The organism is Nonomuraea sp. NPDC003754, assembly GCF_053605785.1.
Genome location: NZ_JBSGJX010000004.1, coordinates 277,578 through 297,028, shown reverse-complemented (window position 1 = coordinate 297,028; position 19,451 = coordinate 277,578). Strand labels below are relative to the sequence as shown.

Annotated in this window: 17 protein-coding genes; 10 read left to right on the top strand and 7 right to left on the bottom strand. The window is 71.7% G+C overall.

Annotation, left to right across the window (positions count from 1 at the left end; translation table 11 throughout):
• Position 1 precedes the first annotated feature (1 nt).
• From ACWEVS_RS07785 to acs, 5 genes are all read right to left on the bottom strand, one after another.
• Complete coding sequence (locus tag ACWEVS_RS07785; protein WP_452550465.1) at positions 2–454, bottom strand: DUF309 domain-containing protein; 453 nt, start codon at positions 452–454, stop codon at positions 2–4.
• Positions 451–1,368 carry an alpha/beta fold hydrolase gene (locus ACWEVS_RS07780; protein WP_452416277.1) on the bottom strand — a complete coding sequence of 306 codons (918 nt, stop codon included), beginning with the start codon at positions 1,366–1,368 and terminating at the stop codon, positions 451–453. Before ACWEVS_RS07780 ends, ACWEVS_RS07785 begins: the two co-directional genes overlap by 4 nt.
• Entirely contained in the window at positions 1,361–1,771 is a 411-nt protein-coding gene (locus ACWEVS_RS07775) for a phage holin family protein (protein ID WP_449915406.1), read from the bottom strand. The genes ACWEVS_RS07780 and ACWEVS_RS07775 overlap by 8 nt, the downstream gene beginning before the upstream one ends.
• A gap of 31 nt (positions 1,772–1,802) precedes the next feature.
• A complete protein-coding gene (gene nhaA / locus ACWEVS_RS07770) occupies positions 1,803–3,029 on the bottom strand; it encodes a Na+/H+ antiporter NhaA (protein ID WP_452550463.1) in 1,227 nt (408 codons plus the stop codon).
• Between the two features lie 177 nt (positions 3,030–3,206).
• Positions 3,207–5,195 carry an acetate--CoA ligase gene (gene acs, locus ACWEVS_RS07765; RefSeq protein ID WP_452550461.1) on the bottom strand — a complete coding sequence of 663 codons (1,989 nt, stop codon included), beginning with the start codon at positions 5,193–5,195 and terminating at the stop codon, positions 3,207–3,209.
• Positions 5,196–5,343: 148 nt separating this feature from the next.
• Between acs and ACWEVS_RS07760 the strand changes: the two genes are divergently transcribed.
• From ACWEVS_RS07760 to ACWEVS_RS07725, 8 genes are all read left to right on the top strand, one after another.
• Positions 5,344–6,180 carry an oxidoreductase gene (locus ACWEVS_RS07760; RefSeq protein ID WP_449915399.1) on the top strand — a complete coding sequence of 279 codons (837 nt, stop codon included), beginning with the start codon at positions 5,344–5,346 and terminating at the stop codon, positions 6,178–6,180.
• Between the two features lie 601 nt (positions 6,181–6,781).
• Positions 6,782–7,822, top strand: a complete 1,041-nt coding sequence (gene ssd, locus ACWEVS_RS07755) for a septum site-determining protein Ssd (RefSeq protein ID WP_354907903.1) — start codon at positions 6,782–6,784, stop codon at positions 7,820–7,822.
• 104 nt (positions 7,823–7,926) lie between these two features.
• Positions 7,927–9,123, top strand: coding sequence for a TadA family conjugal transfer-associated ATPase (locus tag ACWEVS_RS07750; RefSeq protein ID WP_449915397.1), 1,197 nt, complete (start codon positions 7,927–7,929; stop codon positions 9,121–9,123).
• A 232-nt stretch (positions 9,124–9,355) separates the two neighbouring features.
• Positions 9,356–10,057 carry a type II secretion system F family protein gene (locus ACWEVS_RS07745; RefSeq protein ID WP_452550459.1) on the top strand — a complete coding sequence of 234 codons (702 nt, stop codon included), beginning with the start codon at positions 9,356–9,358 and terminating at the stop codon, positions 10,055–10,057.
• A gap of 683 nt (positions 10,058–10,740) precedes the next feature.
• Positions 10,741–11,373 (top strand): type II secretion system F family protein, encoded by a 633-nt coding sequence (locus ACWEVS_RS07740; RefSeq protein WP_452550457.1) that lies wholly within the window; start codon positions 10,741–10,743, stop codon positions 11,371–11,373.
• Positions 11,374–11,513: 140 nt separating this feature from the next.
• Positions 11,514–11,768: a DUF4244 domain-containing protein gene (locus tag ACWEVS_RS07735; RefSeq protein ID WP_354907896.1), complete on the top strand. Its 255-nt coding sequence runs from the start codon at positions 11,514–11,516 to the stop codon at positions 11,766–11,768.
• A 481-nt stretch (positions 11,769–12,249) separates the two neighbouring features.
• A complete protein-coding gene (locus ACWEVS_RS07730) occupies positions 12,250–12,654 on the top strand; it encodes a TadE family type IV pilus minor pilin (protein ID WP_452550455.1) in 405 nt (134 codons plus the stop codon).
• Between the two features lie 430 nt (positions 12,655–13,084).
• Complete coding sequence (locus ACWEVS_RS07725) at positions 13,085–13,531, top strand: Rv3654c family TadE-like protein (protein WP_354907893.1); 447 nt, start codon at positions 13,085–13,087, stop codon at positions 13,529–13,531.
• Between the two features lie 458 nt (positions 13,532–13,989).
• Here the strand turns inward: ACWEVS_RS07725 and ACWEVS_RS07720 are convergent, their stop codons facing one another.
• Both ACWEVS_RS07720 and ACWEVS_RS07715 read right to left on the bottom strand, forming a co-directional pair.
• The gene (locus ACWEVS_RS07720; RefSeq protein ID WP_452550453.1) at positions 13,990–14,658 is read right to left on the bottom strand and encodes a GAP family protein; all 669 of its coding nucleotides are present in this window, start codon (positions 14,656–14,658) and stop codon (positions 13,990–13,992) included.
• 980 nt (positions 14,659–15,638) lie between these two features.
• A complete protein-coding gene (locus ACWEVS_RS07715; protein WP_452550451.1) occupies positions 15,639–16,421 on the bottom strand; it encodes a hypothetical protein in 783 nt (260 codons plus the stop codon).
• A 653-nt stretch (positions 16,422–17,074) separates the two neighbouring features.
• Here ACWEVS_RS07715 and ACWEVS_RS07710 point away from each other — a divergent pair.
• Together ACWEVS_RS07710 and ACWEVS_RS07705 are read left to right on the top strand one after the other, a co-directional pair.
• Entirely contained in the window at positions 17,075–18,565 is a 1,491-nt protein-coding gene (locus ACWEVS_RS07710; RefSeq protein ID WP_452550449.1) for a sensor domain-containing protein, read from the top strand.
• 53 nt (positions 18,566–18,618) lie between these two features.
• Entirely contained in the window at positions 18,619–19,263 is a 645-nt protein-coding gene (locus ACWEVS_RS07705) for a LuxR C-terminal-related transcriptional regulator (RefSeq protein WP_449916177.1), read from the top strand.
• The last annotated feature ends 188 nt before the right edge of the window (positions 19,264–19,451 follow it).

The window sequence follows — 19,451 nt, the reverse complement described above, 5'->3', positions numbered from 1 at the left end:
ATCAGAGCGCGGACAGCACGGCGCCGATCGCGGCCGCCGGGTCGCTGCCCTCCTCCAGGGTCAGCGCGACCCTGGCCACCTCGTCGTACGGCTCGCCGTACCGCTGGACGCGGGCCGCGCCCCTGGACAGCAGGGTGACGGCGCCGCGCCCGTTGCCGCGCTGCAGGTGGGTGAGGCCGACGCAGATCTGGGCGAGCCCCTGCCAGAGGTCGCGTTCGTGGTCGGGAGCGCACTTCCAGCGGCCCTCGAAGACCTCGTGGGCGTGGAACGGCCGGCCGTCCGTCAGGTAGGCGCGGGCGTCGGCGAGCGCCTGGCCGGTGGTGGGCGCGTAGTCGTCGGGCACCCGGGTGACGCCCTGGGCGCCGTGCGGCAGCGGCCTGCCGTACTCGTCGCGGGGTCGCGCGTTGCGCGGACGGCCCTGCGGATCCCGGTCCCGCGTCGGCCCGGCGTTCATCGACCCGGCTCGCCGTCGCTCAGCCAGGCCAGCAGCTCGGCGTCGAACGCCTCGGGCACCTCCTCGTGCGGGAAGTGCCCCGCCCCCTCGACCAGGCGCCAGCGGTAGGGCGCGGCGACGAAACGGCCGGAGCCATGCGCGGTGCGCGGCAGGATGCAGGTGTCGAGCGCGCCGTGCAGCTGCAGCGTCGGCGCCTCGATCTCGGCGCGCATGGCGCGGGCGTAGCGGTAGCCGTCGGGGCGCAGCTGGGAGCGGCCGAACCAGCGGTGGTACTCCAGCGCGCAGTGGGCGACGGCCGGGATGCCGAAGGCCTCGCGGTAGACGCGGGCGGTCTCGGGCTCCGGCCAGCCGGGCCGTGACCACTCGTCGAGCAGCCGGCCCACGAGCTCGCCCCCACGGCGGGTCAGCCGGTGCTCGGGCAGGAAGGGCAGCTGGAAGCCGAGGGTGTAGCCGCTGGCCTTGAGCTGGCCGAACGGATCGGTGCGCAGCGCGCCGCGCAGCCGTACGGGATGCGGGGCGCCCACGACGACCAGGCGGTGCACGGACTTGGGGTCGGTCACCGCCATCGTCCACGCCAGCAGGCCGCCCCAGTCGTGGCCGACCACGATCGCGCCGGTCTCGCCGAGGGCGCGGATCAGGCCGGTGGCGTCACCGGCCAGCGTGGGCAGGTCGTAGCCGCGGGGCGGCTTGTCGCTGCCGCCGTAGCCGCGTAGGTCGACGGCGACGGCGCGGTAGCCCGCCGCCGCCAGGCTCCGCAGCTGGTGCCGCCACGTCCACCAGAACTGCGGGAAGCCGTGCAGCAGCAGCACGAGCGGGCCCTCGCCCGCCTCCACGATGTGGAAGCGGGTGCCGCCCGCGTGCACCGCCCGGTGCGTCCACGGCCCGTCCAGCTGGACGAAGCTCTCGTCAGGCATCCGGTTTCACCAGCTCGCCCTCTGGTGTGGCGATCTCCTTCAGCTCCCTCAGCGACCTGGTGGTGCGCTGCATCCCGGCCAGGCCCTTCAGCCTGCGGGTGCCGATGAACACCAGCAGCGCCGCCACCAGCAGGTAGAACACCGTGACGATGGCGAAGGCCAGCCACGTCGCCAGGCCGATCTCCACGAGCAGGTAGGCGATCGCGAACGAGGCCAGGATCAGGCACAGGTGCGCCATGAAGGCCGCAGCGGCGAACAGACCGGCGGCCGTGCCGACCCGCTTGGCGTCGAACCTGAGCTCGGCCTTGGCCAGCTCGATCTCCGAGCGGACCAGCGTCGAGATGTGGTCGGTCGCCTGAGCGACCAGCGCGCCCAGGGATTCTTCGTCGGAAGTCTGCGGCATGAACGTCTCCTATCGGGGCCAGGTGCCCGTGTCAATCATCATCCAGTCCAATGCGACGCTTGCGCACCCGGACGTGGAGAAGCGTCGCCGCCAGCACCGAGGCCACCAGGCTGGCGGCGAGGATCCCCGTCGTCACGGCCGCGGCCCGTGACTCGTCCGCGCCGAACGCGAGGTCGCCGATCAGCAGCGACACCGTGAAGCCGATGCCGCCCAGCAACGAGACCGCCGCCATGTCCCGCCATCGCAGCTCCTCCGACAGCCTCGCCATGCCCAGCCGTACCGACAGCCACGAACCGCCGAACACGCCAAGGAACTTACCGATGACCAGTCCCGCCATCACCCCCAGGACTACCCGATCAGTGAAGATCATGCTCACGGTGTCCGCGTCCAGCCGTACACCGGCCGACAGGAACGCGAAGACCGGCACCGCGACACCCGCCGAGATCGGCCGCACGTAGTGGTCGGCCCGCTCGGCGGGCGAGCTGTCCTCGGCGCTGACGGTCGTGACCCTGGTCAGCAGGCCGAGCGCGACGCCGGCGACCGTCGCGTGCACGCCGCTGGACTCGATGAAGTACCAGGCCAGTACGGCGAGCGGCAGGTAGACCCAGATGCTCCTGACGCGCCTGCGCTGCAGGACGCCGTAGACCGCGAGCGCGGCCACGCCGGCGAGCAGCATGACGGCGTCGAGGTGGTCGGTGTAGAAGACCGCGATGATCGCGATGGCGCCGAGGTCGTCGACGACCGCGCAGGTCAGCAGGAACGCGCGCAGCGAGGCGGGCATCGCGCTGGCCGTCACGGCGAGCACCGCGAGGGCGAAGGCGATGTCGGTGGCGGTGGGGATCGCCCAGCCCCGGGCGGCGCCCTCCGCGCCCCAGCTCACCGCCAGGTAGACGAGCGCGGGGACGATCATGCCCGACACCGCGGCGATGATGGGCAGCGCGGCCTTGCGCAGGTGGCTGAGCTCGCCGTGGACGAACTCCTCCTTCACCTCCAGACCCGCGACGAAGAAGAAGATCGTCAGCAGGCCGTTCTGGGCCCACCTGTAGAGCTCCATGTCGAGGTGGAGCGCGGCCGGGCCGAAGGTGGCCGTGCGCAGGGCCTCGTAGGAGTCGTAGGCGACGTTCGCCCAGACCAGGGCGGCGAGGGTGGCCAGCAGCATGATGATGCCGCCGAGGGTCTCCGTGCGCAGCGCCTCGGCGAGGGTGCGGGCGTAGCGGACGGTCGGTCGGAGCGGCCACACGTCGGCGGCTCGGCGCACAGTCTTCCCCCTTGGCGTACGGGTGTGATCGGTCGTATTCGCCGACCAGACTTCCCGGCACACCGAGGCAGTATTTTACCCATATCGCACGCCATGGGTGGAGGCGAGCGCCCACGGAAACCGGAAGACCCCGGCCCCGCCCCTCGCGGGACGGTGGCCGGGGTCCCGGGTCGCGCGTCAGTCCTCCGACTTCGCGCTGGGCAGCTTCTCCGAGATCAGGTTCATCACCGTGCTGTCGGCCAGTGTCGTGACGTCCCCGATGCTCCGGTTCTCCGCGACGTCACGCAGCAACCGCCGCATGATCTTGCCGGACCGCGTCTTCGGCAGCTCGGGGACCACCAGGATCTGCCGCGGCTTGGCGATGGGGCCGAGCGTCTTGGCCACGTGGTTGCGCAGGTCGGCCGCGATGTCCTCGCTCTCCTCCGCGCTCCCGCGCAGGATGACGAACGACACGATGGCCTGCCCCGTCACCGGGTCGGTCGCGCCCACGACCGCCGCCTCGGCGACCTTCGGGTGCGACACCAGCGCCGACTCCACCTCGGTCGTCGAGATGTTGTGGCCCGACACGAGCATGACGTCGTCGACGCGGCCGAGCAGCCACAGGTCGCCGTCGTCGTCCTTCTTCGCGCCGTCGCCGGGGAAGTACATGCCCTCGAACCGCGACCAGTAGGTGTCGATGTAGCGCTGGTCGTCGCCCCAGATCGTGCGCAGCATCGACGGCCACGGGTCGCGCACGACGAGGAAGCCACCGCCGCCGTTCGGGACGCTGTTGCCCTGGTCGTCGACGACGTCCGCGGTGACGCCCGGCAGCGGGCGCATCGCGGCACCCGGCTTGGCGGAGGTCACGCCGGGCAACGGGCTGATCATGATGGCGCCCGTCTCGGTCTGCCACCAGGTGTCGACGACCGGGCAGCGCTCGCCGCCGATGTGCTCGCGGTACCAGACATAGGCCTCGGGGTTGATCGGCTCGCCCACCGAACCCAGGACGCGCAGGGACGACATGTCGAACTTGGCCGGGATGTCGTCACCCCACTTCATGAACGTGCGGATGGCCGTGGGCGCGGTGTAGAGGATCGTCACCTTGTACTTCTGGACGATCTCCCAGAACCGGCCCCGGTGCGGGGTGTCCGGCGTGCCCTCGTAGATGACGCTGGTCGCGCCGTTGGCGAGCGGGCCGTACACGATGTAGGAGTGTCCGGTCACCCAGCCGATGTCGGCGGTGCACCAGTAGATGTCGGTCTCCGGCTTGAGGTCGAAGACGGCGTGGTGGGTCCAGGCGGTCTGCGTGAGGTAGCCGCCGGTGGTGTGCAGGATGCCCTTCGGCTTCCCGGTGGTGCCGCTGGTGTAGAGGATGTACAGCGCGTCCTCGGCGTCGTGCGGCTCCGCCTGGTGCTGGTCGCTCTGCCGTTCGACCAGGTCGTGCCACCACACGTCGCGCTCCTGCGTCGCGACCTCCTGCCCGGTGCGGCGGACCACCAGCACGTGCTCCACGCCGGGGGTGTTGGCGACGGCCTCGTCCACGGTGGGCTTCAGGGCGGACGGCGCGCCGCGGCGGTAGCCGCCGTCGGCGGTGATGACCAGCTTGGCGTCGGCGTCCTCGATCCGGCTCTGCAACGCGGTGGCGGAGAAGCCGCCGAACACCACCGAGTGGACGGCCCCGAGGCGGGCGCAGGCCAGCATCGCGATCGGCAACTCGGGGATCATGGGCATGTAGATGGCCACCCGGTCGCCCTTGGTCACGCCGAGCTCGGTGAGCGCGTTGGCGGCCTTGTTGACCTCGCGCTGGAGGTCGGCATAAGTGATGGTACGGCTGTCGCCCTCCGGCTCACCCTCCCAGAAGTAGGCGACCTTGTCGCCGTTGCCGGCCTCGACGTGCCGGTCGACGCAGTTGTGGGCGACGTTGAGCTCACCGCCGACGAACCACTTGGCGAACGGTGCGTTCCACTCCAGCGTGGTGTCCCAGCGCTTGGCCCAGGTCAACCGGTCGGCGGCCGTCTCCCAGAACGCCAGCCGGTCGGCCTCCGCCTCGGTGTAGGCGGCGGCGGTCACGTTCGCGGCCGCGGCCAGGTCCGCTGGTGGTGCGAACCGGCGGTTCTCCTGTAGCAGGTTGGACAGCGCCTGCGGCTCGGTGCCAGGGGTCTCCGGGGCCACTGCATGCTCCTTCATATGGCCAGATTGAGTGTTGCTGTCCCACTTCACCAGGCGACCCAGGGCCACCACAAGAGGTCTAGACAGGTCTGTACCAAGAGCCTCTCGCTGACCTGGACCGCTGACAACTGCTATTAAACCGTTGTCATCCTGAAATCTCAGAATTATGGAATGGGGCGTGCGAATTGCTCACTACTCGCCGGTAAGGTCGGGTCCTGTGAGTGACCCATTGGCAGTCATTGCCGGCCTTCCTGGAGTTCCCGAAGCGGTCGAAGAGGCGCGCGAGGCCGTCGACCGGTTGTACCGGCACCGCGTGCTGCGCCGCCGCAGCCCCGAGGTGTCGGCCGAGGCGGCTCTGCGCGGCGCGCGGGCCTCGGCGGCGCTGTCGGGGGACGACGTCCCCCTCGACGTGCTGCGCAGGGGAGAGGTGTCCTCGCCGGTCGTGCAGGGAGCGCTGAGGGCGTCCGCCGAGCTCGGCAGGCTGGGCTCGACCTGGCGGAGCGCCCCCAGGCAGGTGCTGGCGAGGCTGCACACGCTCGCCGCCGTGGGCCTGGCGGCGCAGGAGGACCTGGGCCGCCCGCGCCACGACTCCGGCGACTTCGCGCCCGATCCGCTCGGCCTCGGCCCCGTGCCGGGCGTCGAGGAGACCGCCACCAGGATGGCCGCCCTCGCCGCGCTCGTCGGCGGCCCGTCGAAGGCGCCCGCGCTGGTCCTGGCCGCGATCGTGCACGCGGAGCTGGCCGTCCTGCGCCCCTTCGGGGTGGCCGACGGGGTCGTCGCCCGCGCCGCGGAGCGGCTCACGCTCGTGGAGTACGGCCTCGACCCCAAGTCGCTGGTGCCCGCCGAGGTGGGCCACCTGGAGCTGCCCTACGCCGAAGGGCTCAGGTCCTACCTGTCGGGCACGGCCGAGGGGGTCTCGGTATGGGTACGGCAATGTGCCGCAGCGGTGACATTGGGAGTCAGGGAAACCACGGCCGTCTGTGAGGCCATGCAGCGGGCATAGCGGACGGCGTCCCAACATCTGAGACGCCGTCTGCCGGCGCGTCACACCGGGTTACCAAGCGTGCACCTGAATTCGTCGGAGCGGGTCAAGCCCGTCTCGACGCGCCTCCCGCGGCTGGTCGCGCGTGGGTGCCCGGCTGACGCACCCGGACATGTCGTCCGTGTCACCTTTCTACGTCGAATCGGGGCCGATGTGAACCCCTTCCGCCAAGACCTTTACCCCGGTCCCTTGATCACGCAGAGTGATCTCGCGGTCAGTAGTCGTTCAACTACGGCCCAAAAAAAACTAGCGGAAATTGGAGATTGCTCCTCGACGAAACTCACATCGATCGGGCAGCATACGGGGGTATCTCCCGAAACTGGAGCGACTGTGCACGGGATTGCTTTGCAAGTCTCTTGCCATGCTCTGGTTAAGTGTTGAAAGCTTTCTTCTGAAACGGGACCGGCTCTACCCCCCCGGAGCCGGACCGGTCAGGCGACCCCCGCTCTCCCCCCCGGCGGGGGTCGCCGCTTTTATCCACAGAATCTCATTCGGTTCCGCGCGCCCTCCGCCGCCTCGCCCATGCTGTGCCTCCACCCGTTCCGGAGCCCTGGAGGCCGCCATGACCCGACCCCTCGTCGTGACCGAGGACCGCGAGCTGCTCGACGACCTGGTGCGCGTCGCCGCCGCGGCGGGCGCCCAGCTCGACGTCGCCCACGCCCCGGCGCTCGCCCGGCCGTTCTGGGCGCACGCGCCGATCGTGGTGGTCGGCGACGACCTCGCCGACGCCGTGGCCACGACCGGCCCACCCCGCAGGCCCAGGGTCTTCCTGGCCACGCGGCAGCCCGGCGAGCCCGACAGCTGGCGGCGCTGCGTCGCCGTCGGCGCCCAGGCGGTGGTCGAGCTGCCCGAAGGCGAGCTGCGGCTGGTCGAGGAGTTCGCCGACGCCCTCGAACCCGCGCCCAGGGCCGGCGTCGTCGCGTGCGTCGTCGGCGGCACCGGCGGCTCGGGCGCCAGCCTGCTGGCCGCCTCCCTCGCGCTGACCGCCGCCCGGCGCAGGCTCCGCACGCTGCTGGTCGACGCCGACCCGCTCGGCGGCGGCATCGACGTCCTGCTCGGCCAGGAGGAGGCGCAGGGCGCGCGCTGGGCCGACTTCGTCTCCCGCGAGGGCCGCGTGAGCTCCACGGCGCTGCGGGCCGCGCTGCCCGCCTTCGGCGATCTCACCGTGCTCGCCTTCCACCGGGGCGAGGTCGCCGCCATCCCCGCCGAGGCCATGCGGTCGGTGCTGGAGGCGGGCGGGCGCGGCTTCGACCTCGTGGTCGTCGACCTGCCCCGCCACCTCGACCCGGCCGCCGCCGAGGCGCTGAGCCGGGCCACGGCCACCTTCCTGCTGGTCACGGCCGACGTGCGCGGCGTGCTGGCGGCCGCCCAGGTCCTCGGCGAGGTCAGGCGACACACCCGCGAGATCGGCATGGTGCTGCGGCCCGGGGTCCTGGAGGAGGCGGTCGTGGCCACCTCCCTCGACCTGCCGTGCGCGGGCCACCTCGCCGACCAGCCCCGCCTCGCGACCGCGCTCAACAAGGGCGACCTGAGCCTCCTCGACGGCCGCTCGGTGCTCGGCCACTTCTGCGCCACGCTCCTCACCGGCCTCATGGCCGCATGAGCGGCCACCCCGCGGCCTCTCCGATGCGTCAGCCGCCCGTGGGCTCGTCCACACGTCAGCCGCCCGTGGCCTCTTCCACGCGTCAGCCGCTCGCGGTGTCTCCCATGCGTCGGCCGCCCGGCTCTTCCACGCGTCAGCAGCCCGTGGGCGAGGTCTCCCGCGAACTGGTCGAGGCGGTCAGGGTCCGCCTCGCCCGCGCCGGCGTCGAGCCGAGCGCCGCCCAGGTGGCCGTCGCCCTGCGCGCGGAGAAATCCGTGTACGGCGACGCCGAGATCCTGGCCGTGGCCCGCGCCCTGTGCGCCGACCTCATCGGGGCCGGGCCGCTCGAACCGCTGCTGGCCGCGCCCGACGTCACCGACGTCCTGGTCAACGGGCCGCGCGAGGTCTGGGTCGACGACGGCCGCGGGCTGCGCCGCACCAGCGTCACCTTCCCCGACGACGGCGCGGTCCGCCGCCTCGCCCAGCGCCTGGCCGCCGCCGCCGGCCGCCGGCTCGACGACGCGTCCCCGCACGTCGACGCCCGCCTGGCCGGTGGCGTCCGCCTCCACGCGATCCTGCCGCCGATCGCCGCCGAAGGCACGTGCGTGTCGCTGCGCCTGCCGCCCCGCCGTACCTTCACGCTCACCGATCTGGTCGCCGCGGGCACCGTCGCGCCCGAGGCGGTCCCCGTCCTGTCGGCCGTCGTCGAGGCCAGGCTGGCGTTCCTGGTCACCGGAGGCACGGGCACCGGCAAGACCACGCTCCTCAGCGCCCTGCTCTCCCTCGCCGACCACGGCGAGCGCCTCCTGCTCGTGGAGGACTCCGCCGAACTGCGCCCCCTCCACCCCCACGTGGTCCGCCTCGAGACCCGCCCCGCCAACCTGGAGGGAGCCGGCGGCGTCGGCCTGCGCGACCTCGTACGGCAGGCGCTGCGCATGCGGCCCGACCGGCTCGTCGTCGGTGAGGTGCGCGGCTCGGAGGTGGTGGACCTGCTGGCCGCCCTCAACACCGGTCACGAGGGCGGCTGCGGCACCCTCCACGCCAACACCGCGGCCGACGTACCGCCCCGGCTCGAGGCGCTGGCCTGCGCGGCGGGGCTCAGCCGCGAGGCGGTGCACAGCCAGCTGGCCGCCGCGCTCGACGTGGTGATCCACCTGTCCCGGCGGCGGTCCGACGGGAGGCGCCGGGTGTCGCAGATCTGCCTGATGTCGCGCCGGGCGTCGGGGTTCGTGGAGGCGGAGCCGGCGCTGACGTTCGACGAGGACGGACGCGCGCACGTCGGACCCGCGTACCCGGCCCTCACCACCCGAGCCCCCACCTGACCACCCGCCATCTTGCAGCCGTGGCGCGGAGTGCCCGAAACCATCCGGGATCTGTCAGCGACTCACCCGTTCCGGAGACCTCAGCCCCCGCCCGCCTGTCATCTCACACTCCGGAAGCACCTGTTGCCTGCCGGAGCGAGGCAAACGCTGTCGCCGACTTGCCCGCCGACCGCCTGGGCACAGCCCGCGCAAGCCCTGAACCAGCCACAACCCCCACCCCCGGAAGCACCCCATGACACTCACCGCCGCGCTCTGCGGAGCGCTCGCCCTCTGGCTGTGGACCGGCCCCACCCGGGCCCATCGCCGCCTCAGCCGCCTCCTCGGCGTCCGGCCGCCGAGCCCGTGGCCGTCGTCCCTCTGGGCCAGGGTCCACCGCCCGTCCGCCGCCCGCCGCGCCGAGGCGTGGCGCGTCGCCTCCATCGAGCTCTGCCAGGCCCTCTCCGCCGAGCTGGCCGCGGGCCGTACCGCGGGAGAGGCCCTCACCCGCGCCCTGGCCGCGGTCGACTTTCCCGACCCGCTGAACCCGCTCGCCGCGGCCGCCAGAGACGGAGGGGACGTGGCGGCGGCCTTCCGCGAGGTCGCCCCCGCGCAGGGTGGCGAGGGGCTGCGGCGGTTGGCGGCCTGCTGGGAGGTCAGCGTGTCCGTGGGGGCGGGCCTGTCCGGACTGGTCGACAGGGTCGGCACCTCCTTGCGCGCCGCCCAGGCGCACCGCGGTGAGGTGTCCGCCCAGCTCGCCGGCCCCAGAGCCACCGCCAGGATGCTCGCCGCCCTCCCGGTCCTCGGGCTGCTCATGGGCGCCGCGCTCGGCATGAGCCCGCTGGGCTTCCTGCTCGGCAGCGTCCCCGGCCTCGGTTGCCTGACCGTCGGGGTGGCCCTTGACGCCTGCGGGCTGTGGTGGACGCAGCGGATGGCGTCACGAGCGGAGTCCGCGTGATCGTCGCGACTGTCTGCGCGTTCCTGGCGGCCTGGCTGTGGTTCCCCTCCCGCACGCCCGCCGACCGCCTCCACGCCCTCCGATCCACCGCCTCGCTTCACGGCGGCGACCAGCAGCCCTCACCGGCCGGCTGGTCCCCCCGCCATGCCGCGTCGCTCGACGGCGGGCACCAGCCGGCCGCCTGGTCCCCCCACACCGGCGTTTCCCTCGACACCGGGAAGCAGCACTCGCCAGCCGTCTGGTCTCCCCACGCCGGCGTTTCCCTCGGTATCGGGAAGCCGCACTCGCCGGGCGCCTGGTCTCCCCACGCCGGCGTTTCCCTCGGCATCGGGAAGCCGCACTCGCCGGTCGGACGGTCCGCCCGCCCCGGCGGCCCGCTCGATCTCAGGGAACGGCATGCGCCGACCGGCCGGCCCCCTCTCCACCCTGGCGGTTCGCTCGACGGTGGGAACCGGGGTTCATCGGCCGGTCGGACTCCCCGCCTTGGCGGTTCGATCGAGAGCGCGGAGCGGCGCTCGCAGGCCGAGCGGTCTCTTCGGCCCGGCGACTCGTTCGACGGTGGGGAGCCGGTCGGCTGGTTCCGTCGGCCTGGCGGTTCGCTTGAGGGGCGGTCGCCGGCCGAGCGATCTTCTCGCCGCGGCGGTTCGCTCGACGGCGAGGAGAGGGCTTCACCAGCCGACTGGTTGTTCGGGCGTGCCACCACCCCGGGACGCGGGCCCGACCGTCGTGCCATCCTGTCCGGCTGCGGCGTCGCCGTCATCATGGCGCTGCTGGTCGGAGGCATCCCAGGAGTCATCACCGGCCTGGTGGCCGGCCCGGCGGCCACCGTACTCATCCACAGGAAAGCCGCCCGCGGATCCCACGAAGACCGGGAGCGGATCACGGCCGACCTGCCGTTCGCGACGGACCTGATGGTCGCCTGCCTCCAGGCGGGGCAGCCCGTCAGCGCCGCGACCGAGACCGCCGCCACGGCCGTCGGCGGGCCGCTCGGACAGCGCCTCTCCTGGGTGAGCGGTCAACTCCGCCTCGGCGCCGACCCCGAACCCGCCTGGATGGCACTGGCCCGCGAGCCCTCCATGGGGCCGCTCGCCCGCACCATGTCCCGCGCGGCCCAGAGCGGCGCGCCCGTCGCCGACGTACTCACCCGCCTGGCCGACGACGCCCGTCAAGCCTCCCGCACCGCTTCACTGGCCGCCGCGCGGAAGGTCGGCGTCCAGGCCGTCGCCCCTCTGGGGCTGTGCTTCCTGCCCGCCTTCGTCCTCCTCGGCATCATCCCCGTCGTCGCGGGGCTCGCCAGCGGCGTGCTCCTCCCCTGAGGATCCGTCATCCACAACCCCCCACGCGCGGTCCCCCTTCATCCACAGAACCGCGTTCGGCCCCTCCCACCCCTCCTCCACCCAGCGAACCTTGACCCCAAGCGCCGGACACCGCCCGGCCCCACCCCTGGGAGGCAACGATGCGACACCCCTTCTCCTTCTCCATCGACCCGATCAGCCAGCGCCTGCGCGCCGCCGTCCACAGGCTGTGGACCACCCGTCTCGCCCAGGCCACCCGCCTCGGCCGCGACCGCGGCATGTCGACCGCCGAGTACGCCGTCGGCACCATCGCCGCATGCGGCTTCGCCGCCCTGCTCTTCAAGGTCGTCACCAGCACCGAAGTCCAGGAGATGCTCAGCGCCCTGGTCAACCGCGCACTCAACACCGCCGGCTAGCTCACACCGCCCATCCCGGGCCGCCGCTCCAACCGCCGCCACCTCCGCCTGACACATCAGACCAGCGTTAACCACCTCGGGCAGAACGACTGCCTTGCCCCCTGGCTCCGTCGTGCAGACACCTCCGTCTGACAGACCGGCCATCTCGAGCATCTGACACACCAGCGATCTCGAGGTCTGACACACCAGCCATCTCAGATACCTGACACAACCGCCAACTCGAGCGTCTGACACACCAGGAATCTCAGGCATCTGACACACCAGCCATCTCGGCCATCTGACAGACCAGCTTCGGGGGCGAACGACTGCGATGTCGCCCCCGGGGTTTCAGCTTCCAGCACCTCCACTGAGACGCCAGCTCCTGCATGGGCGCGGCTCCACCGCGGCCACCTCTGCCTGACACATCAACCAGCCCCGTCCGCCTTGGGCCACGGTTCCATCCCCGCCCCGAGCCCGCACACACCACGAGTGGAGCCCGCCTATGCACTCGTTGCCGACCGCCCACCAGCGCACCAGGCGCAACCGACCAACGGAGCGTTCCCGAGGCTCCGTGACGGCGGAGACCGCTGCCGTACTGCCTGCCCTCATGGTCGTCCTGGCCGCGGCTCTATGGGCCGTCACCGTGGTGAACACCCACCTGCGCTGCGTCGACGCCGCGCGTGCAGGCGCCCGAGCCGCCGCCCGCGGCGAACCCCTCGCCCAGGTGCGCGAACGAACCAAGGCCCTCGCTCCCCGGGGCGCCCAGGTCGACATCGCCAGAGGACCCGAGACCACCCGCGTCGACATCACCGCCCGCGCCCACCCTCCATGGGCCTCGGCTCTGCCGGCCGTAGAGGTAACGGCCTCAGCCATCTCAGACATGGAGCCCGGCGCCGCCCAACCCTGACCACCTCTCATGACCGACTCCGGCGCCACGCAGCCTGGATGACCCCTCGCGACGAACCTTCACCCATGCAGTCCTGACCACACGTGCGGAATCCGGCGCCACGCACCCCTGATCACATCTCATAGCGGACTCCGCGCGATGCGACCCTGCACACGTCTCATGGCGGAACTCCGACGCACCCAGCCCTGCCGGCGCCGACCTTGACCGACCATGCCCGATGACCTAACCCGGGCACCACCTGGCCATGACGGTGTCCCGTGACGAAAGCCGGCGCCACGCGCCCCTGGCCACCCCTCAAGACGAGAACCAGCTCCCACCCAGTTCTGACGACGCCCCATGACGGAACAAAGGCGGCACTCGGCCTCGACGACGCGCCACGGCTGCCTCCAGCCGTGAGCCACACCGCACCCCCACCACTTCAGGAGCCACCATGACCGGACCACGACGCGCGGCGTCGCCTCCTGCTCTCGAACAGCCGACACCCAGTCGCACACGGCGATCCAGCGCCTCACGAGAGAGAGGATCAGCCACGCTGTGGTGTGTGGCCCTGTCGGCTCTGCTGTTCACGGTCGCGATGACCTTTGTCCTGGTGGGGACAGTGCGAGTCGCCCATCACCGCGCCCAGAGCGCCGCGGACCTGAGCGCTCTCGCGGCCGCCAGATGGGCGTTCGCCTCACCCGAGAAGGCTTGTGAACGCGCGTCCCGGCTGGCGGCGCAGAACGGCGCCGGGCTCGTCCGCTGCGCACTCACCGAGACCACGGCCGACGTGACGGTCTCGGTCGAACTCTCCCTCCCGGGAGTCGGCGAACGCACCGTTCACGCTCGTGCCCGCGCCGGCCCGGCATCCACCACGCTCGACCCCGCACATCCCCGGTAGCCCCCACGCTCCAACCCGTAATCCTTCAGCTGCAGCCACGCTCGATCCCGTAAGTCTTCAGCCACAGTGACGCTCGATCTCGTAAGTTCCTCAGCCACAGTGACGCTCGATCCGTAAGTTCCTCAGCCAAAGCCAGGCTCGATCCCGTAATCGCCTGCCCATGGCCACCATGCCGGCCGCCGTAGCGCCAGGATCCTGACCCTCCACGGTCCGGGAAGCAGGCTCGCACTCGCCTAGTGGCTCCAGAACCGGGCTGGCTGCCGAGAGGCCCGGCCTGTCCGCCCGCACGGCCTCGGGACATGCGGGCACAGCGCCACAGCGCCTTTCTGGATACGCCATCGGGCGCTCCCGGACACGGGGGCAATCGCCTGCGCGTGTCGCCGGGGGATTGCGGCCGGACAGTGCTGCGGATACGTGGGGAGCACGCCCTCGATCCGGCCACGAGGCGTGTCCGGAGATCAGCGGAAGAACAAGAACACCGCCGCATCACGAGCCAGGAGGAAACCGACGATGGCGAGGCTCCAGCTGACCGCCGAGGCCGCGTGCTTGGCCATCCAGGCGCGCAGCCGTTCCAGCTTGGGCTCCAGCCACCCCTTCGCGACGCTGCGGACCGCGATGAGCACCAGCGGCGGCATGATCATAATGAGGACGTACACCGCGAGCAGCGGCACCCACTGCGCCACCGGCAGCTTCGACGTCGTCATGATCCCGATGGCCGCGAGATACGGCACCATGGTCGCCACCTCGAGCAGCCCTGCGGTCAGCCCGAGCATCACCATCACGCGCGGCCCGCCGATGCGCGGCTCGAAGCGGTGCTCTGGCTTGCCGAGCTTCCGCCGCCGCTTGGGGTCGAACCGGTAGCTCAGCGCGAACAGTCCCACTCCGAGGGCGAGCTGGATCATGTAGGCGGTACGGCTGCGCAGCACATCCCCGAAGGACTCCAGCAGCGTCGACAGGCCCAACATGAGGCCGACGCCAACGAGGAAGTAGAAGATCGCCACAGTGGCGAGATAGATCATCAGCCGGGGAACCTGCGACCGCTGCGAAGACAGGAGCAGAAACACGGGGATGCCGAGGGTGCCGAAGCTCGTGCTGTCGACGATCGCCAGGGCGGCGAGGGTCAGCAAGAGGGCGACTGTCATGGCTCGATCATTTCGGCTTGGACGTGGGACTGCCTCCTTCCGCGGGCCCAACGCGGCGTACAACTTTGTGCCCATCCAAGGCAGCACAAGAGAAGCGGTTCGAAGCCGGGTGGGCCGGCGGGTCCACGTACGCGCCGGGCGCATGGCGGGGTGGGCCGATGGGTCCACGCACGCGCCGGGCACAAGGCGGGGTGGGCCGGTGGGTCCGCGTCGCAAGACACGAGGTCGGGTAGGCCGGGGGTTTCGCGTCACGTCAGTGCAGTCCCTCCCCGCCACGTTCGGGTCGTCGCGTAGTCCCGTGGTGGCGGCCCGAAAGGCACGGGAACGCCACGAGAAGTGGACGCGAGCGCCGCAAGACGTGCGCTCGGGCAAGGAGGGCTGCACCGAAATGCAAGGGGCCGAACGCGAGTCGCCGGAAGGGGGTGCAACGGGAGCGCCGGGAGACGTGCGCTGGAGGGGCGAGGAGGGCCGTGTCCGAGTGCAAGGTGGCGAACGCTAGTCGCCTGAAGGGGTGCACAGGACGACGGGAGGGGTGCACAGGACGACGGGAGGGGTGGACCGGAGCGAAGAGAGGGGCCAACGGGAGCACTGGGAGACGTCCGCGAGGAGGGTTGCGCCGAAGCGTAAGGGGTGAACCGCGAGGCGCCGGGAGTGGCGGGCGAGCGGGAGCACTGGGAGACCTCCGCGAGGAGGGCTGCATTGGAGGCGTAAGGGGGCGAACCGCGAGGCGCCGGGAGGGGTCAACGGGAGGGCCAGGAGACGTCCGCTGGAGGGTGAGGAGGGTTGCTCAGCATGCTGTGGAGGGGTGCTCGTGTCCTGTGGAGGGGCGACATGAATGCGCCCCCGGACGACCAGCAAGCCTCCACACCTCGACTCCTCCCCGAGGCCGGCTGGTCCCCTGGCGCTCACTGGTATTCAGAGGTGTTCTCGCTGGAGTGCGTGAAGCCGGTCTCCCATGAGGTGCCTCACCAGCCACCCTTGAAGAAGTCCAGGAGTGCCGGAGCCGGATCCGCTGAGGTGGTCGTGTTCGCCACAGCGACGACGATCATGGGCAGCGACAACAACGCCGAGAGAACACCGAACGACCCCAACACGCGCCTCGTTCGCCTGTCGGACGACCCTGTTCTCGTAATCCACGACACCACGCTCATGCCGATGAGGACGATCGCCACGATCGCAGCAATCACGACCATCGCCACGTGATACAGACCGAAGTCGCTGATCATCACCTCGAGGGTGGGCGGGGTTTGGCCACCCGCGCTCAGGGAGTCGGCCAGTCGCTGCTTGACCTGGTCGAGCGTGTCGGCGAGCTCTCCGTCGGCTTTGCCGACCAGCAGCATCGGCAACAGCGAGGCGAAGGGCGCTACTGCACCCTGGACGTTGGCCATGACCATCACCAGCGAGAACAGCGCCAGCATCGCGACGACAGAGCCGGCCGACGCGAGGGCGGCCCTCCTGCCCGCCCCGAGACCGCCGGCCCTCAGGAACGCCTTCCAGAGACGAACACCCAGTACGACCAGCACGATCAGCAAGATCGCAGCGATCGCGGCCTTGGCCACGTGGTAACGGAACCAGTAATCGACAACGCTCTGCAGGCCCGGGGAGAAACCCCGGTCGCCGGAACCCCAATAGTCGACGAACGCCTCACGGAGGGCTTCGATGAGACTGCGCTGATCGGCGAAGCCGCCGCCCGCCCCGCTCGCCGCCAGCGTGCGCGGGGCGATGACGAAGGCGGCGGCGAGGGCCATGGCGAGGGCGACGAGCGTGGCGAGTGCGCGACCGGAGAGACCTGTGGATCGCGACGGGGCTGTGGGACTGCGCAAGGGGATTCCTTCGGTTCGATCGAGTGTGTGGACGGCGCGCCGACCTGGAGGATCGCCGGTTGAGGGGGGTGGTGCGGCAGGGTCCCGTGGCCGGGATGTTCGAAGCGCGGTGCTGCCGCAGCGCCGCTGGACCGGCTCAGTCACGTGACCCGCTCCAGGCTCGAGGACCTGATCGCCAGAAGGGCGAGGGGGTCGGCGGCGAGGGCGCGGTGGTCCGGCCGTACCAGGAGGGCCGACGCCATGAGGCGGTTACGGCGTCGGCGGTGAGCAGGTCGTGTTCGAGGTCGTTCGTGCGCGCTGATGGGTTGCTGTTGTCACTCCGATCACCATTCCGCACCGGCGGTCGCCTGGTCATGGGGGTTCGCCGGACACTTGAAGGTGTGGCCTGCCCCCATCTCTCGAACAGGGCGGGCGGAGGGTTGTCGCCACCGGCGACCGTGCGCTGAGTTCCGGCGACCCCAGAGCGCTCCACACCGCCTGGCCGCGGCGGTGCGGGAACAGGCCTCCTCGGTGCGCTCGCGATCAGGGCCGAGCTCTCCTCCGAAATGATCAGAGAGGCTCCGGATTAGGCTTGGCCCATGACCGGGTCGTTCCCCTCCGCGATCTGGCGTCGGTGGCGGTCGGGCGTCAGGTTGGTCTTCCGTGTGGTGCGTCGCACGATCGTGGAGTCGCTGTACCTGCTCACCGCGCCGGTGACCGCCGTGACCGGCCTGCTGCTGGTGCTCGCCGGTCTGTGTGTCGGCGCGGTCGGTTCGCTGTTGCCGGGCGGGTCGCCGGTCGTGGCCGGCGGGCTGGCGCCGGTGCGGTGGTTCGCCGACGTGGAACGGTGGCGGATCGCCAAGGTGCGTTCCCTGGCCGCCGGGGTGGAGGGTGCGCGCCGGCCGCGACCCGGCGCTGCGGCGGGGCTGTGGCTGGGCGTGGAGGGTGCGGGCCGTGGGCGGCGTTCGGACGCGGCGGGGTTGTGGTCCGGGAAGGTGGAGGGTGCGGGCCGTGGGCCGGGTCCGGACGCGGCGGGGCTGTGGTCCGGGAAAGTGGGGGGTGCGGGCCGTGGGCGGCGTCCGGACGCGGCGGGGCTGTGGCTCGGCGTGGCGCACGCGGTGGTGGTGCTCCCTGTCGCCCTGGTCACCTCGGTGGTGACGGTGCTGTGGTGGTTCGTCGGCCTCGGTGCCGGCACGTCCGCCCTGCGCAGTCCCTATTCCTCCGTTGAGCTGATGCGGCCCATGACCCTGACCGTGGGCAGCGCCCAGTCCCACATCGCCTTGAGCCTGGGGCTGACGTCGCCGACCGAGCGGCTCGCCTTCGGGACCGCGGTCGGCCTGCTGCTGCTGTTCACCCTGCCGCTGGTCACCCGGGCGTGCGTCGCCGCCCACGCCGGACTGGGGCAGACGCTGCTGACTGACGCGTCCGCGTTGCACCGCAGGATCAGCGGACTGGAGCAGGAGCGGGACACCGCCCGCGCGCAGACCGTCGCCGCGGTGACGGCCGAGGCGACCGCGCTGCGTCGGCTCGAACGCGACATCCACGACGGTCCCCAGCAGCGGCTGGTCCGCCTGGCGATGGAACTGGGCCGCGCTCAGCACCACTTCGACAGCAGGCCGGAGGCCGTCCGCGCGGCGCTCGCCGACGCGATCGTCCAGACCGAGGAGGCGCTGGACGAGCTACGGGCCCTGTCGCGTGGCATCGCCCCGCCGATCCTCGCCGATCGCGGCCTGCCCGCGGCGCTCACCGCCCTGGCCGCGCGTTCGACCGTCCCCGTCGAGCTCGATGCCGATCCCCTGAACCGCCGGCTGGAGGCCGCCGTCGAGACGGCCGCGTACTTCGTGATCGCCGAGGCCCTGACCAACGTGGCCAAGCACAGCCACGCCGACCGGGGTGCGATCGGGTTGCGCCACAGTGAGGGAACCTTGCGGGTCTGGGTGACGGACAACGGCGTGGGCGGCGCCGCGCTGGCCAAGGGACACGGGCTGCGCGGGCTGGAGGACCGGCTGCACGCGGTAGGCGGCCGGCTGCGGGTAACGAGTCCCTACGGCGGGCCGACGACGATCATCGGGGAGCTGCCGTGCTGCTGAACCCGCACGAAGCGGCGCCCGAACCATCATCGGACCGCCCGGCCCGCCGTCCGCTGCGGATCGTCCTGGCCGACGACGCGGTACTGCTGCGCGAGGGCCTGGTCCGGTTGCTCGCCGAGGACGGTCACCAGGTGGTGGCCGCGGTCGGTGACGGCCCGGCCATGGTCGAGGCGGTGCTCAGACACCGCCCGGACGTGTCGATCGTCGATGTGCGGATGCCGCCGACCTACACGGACGAGGGCTTGCGGGCGGCGATCACGGCCCGCTCGCAGGTGCCGGGCGCGCCCATGCTGGTGCTCAGCCAGTATGTGGAGGCGTCCTACGCCGGCGAACTGCTCGCGGACGGTTCCGGTGCGGTCGGGTACCTGCTGAAGAACCGGGTCGCCAGGGTCGGGGAGTTCCTGGATGCGCTGGATCGGGTCGCCGGGGGTGCGACGGTGCTCGACCCGCAGGTCGTCGCGCAGTTGCTGGCCGGGCAGCGCCGGGACAACGCCCTGGGGACGCTGACCGCACGTGAACGGCAGCTCCTGGCGCTGATGGCTGAGGGGCATTCCAACACGGCCATCGCCGAGCGGCTGGTGGTCTCCGCCAGCACGGTGGAGAAGCACATCGGCAATGTCTTCACCAAGCTCGGCCTGCCGCCTGACGACGCCCAGCACCGTCGGGTGCTCGCCGTCCTCGCCTACCTCAGAGCCTGACGGCCCCACCCAGAGCCTGACGGCCCCACCCAGAGCCTGACGGCCGCACCCAGAGCCTGACGGCCCCACCCAGGGTCTGTCTGACCCCGGGCCTGTCTGACCCCGGGCCTGTCTGACCCCGGGCCTGTCTGACCCCGGGCCTGTCTGACCCCGGGCCTGTCTGACCCCGGGCCTGTCTGACCCCGGGC

Bases quoted from the DNA above. Each gene is read 5' to 3' on its own strand.
- acs (WP_452550461.1), bottom strand. From the start codon at position 5,195: ATGAAGGAGCATGCAGTGGCCCCGGAGACCCCTGGCACCGAGCCGCAG.
- ACWEVS_RS07725 (WP_354907893.1), top strand. From the start codon at position 13,085: ATGACCGGACCACGACGCGCGGCGTCGCCTCCTGCTCTCGAACAGCCG.
- ACWEVS_RS07745 (WP_452550459.1), top strand. From the start codon at position 9,356: ATGACACTCACCGCCGCGCTCTGCGGAGCGCTCGCCCTCTGGCTGTGG.
- ACWEVS_RS07715 (WP_452550451.1), bottom strand. From the start codon at position 16,421: ATGGCCCTCGCCGCCGCCTTCGTCATCGCCCCGCGCACGCTGGCGGCG.
- ACWEVS_RS07785 (WP_452550465.1), bottom strand. From the start codon at position 454: ATGAACGCCGGGCCGACGCGGGACCGGGATCCGCAGGGCCGTCCGCGC.
- ACWEVS_RS07710 (WP_452550449.1), top strand. From the start codon at position 17,075: ATGACCGGGTCGTTCCCCTCCGCGATCTGGCGTCGGTGGCGGTCGGGC.
- ssd (WP_354907903.1), top strand. From the start codon at position 6,782: ATGACCCGACCCCTCGTCGTGACCGAGGACCGCGAGCTGCTCGACGAC.
- ACWEVS_RS07775 (WP_449915406.1), bottom strand. From the start codon at position 1,771: ATGCCGCAGACTTCCGACGAAGAATCCCTGGGCGCGCTGGTCGCTCAG.
- ACWEVS_RS07735 (WP_354907896.1), top strand. From the start codon at position 11,514: ATGCGACACCCCTTCTCCTTCTCCATCGACCCGATCAGCCAGCGCCTG.
- ACWEVS_RS07760 (WP_449915399.1), top strand. From the start codon at position 5,344: ATGGAATGGGGCGTGCGAATTGCTCACTACTCGCCGGTAAGGTCGGGT.
- ACWEVS_RS07730 (WP_452550455.1), top strand. From the start codon at position 12,250: ATGCACTCGTTGCCGACCGCCCACCAGCGCACCAGGCGCAACCGACCA.
- ACWEVS_RS07750 (WP_449915397.1), top strand. From the start codon at position 7,927: ATGCGTCGGCCGCCCGGCTCTTCCACGCGTCAGCAGCCCGTGGGCGAG.
- ACWEVS_RS07780 (WP_452416277.1), bottom strand. From the start codon at position 1,368: ATGCCTGACGAGAGCTTCGTCCAGCTGGACGGGCCGTGGACGCACCGG.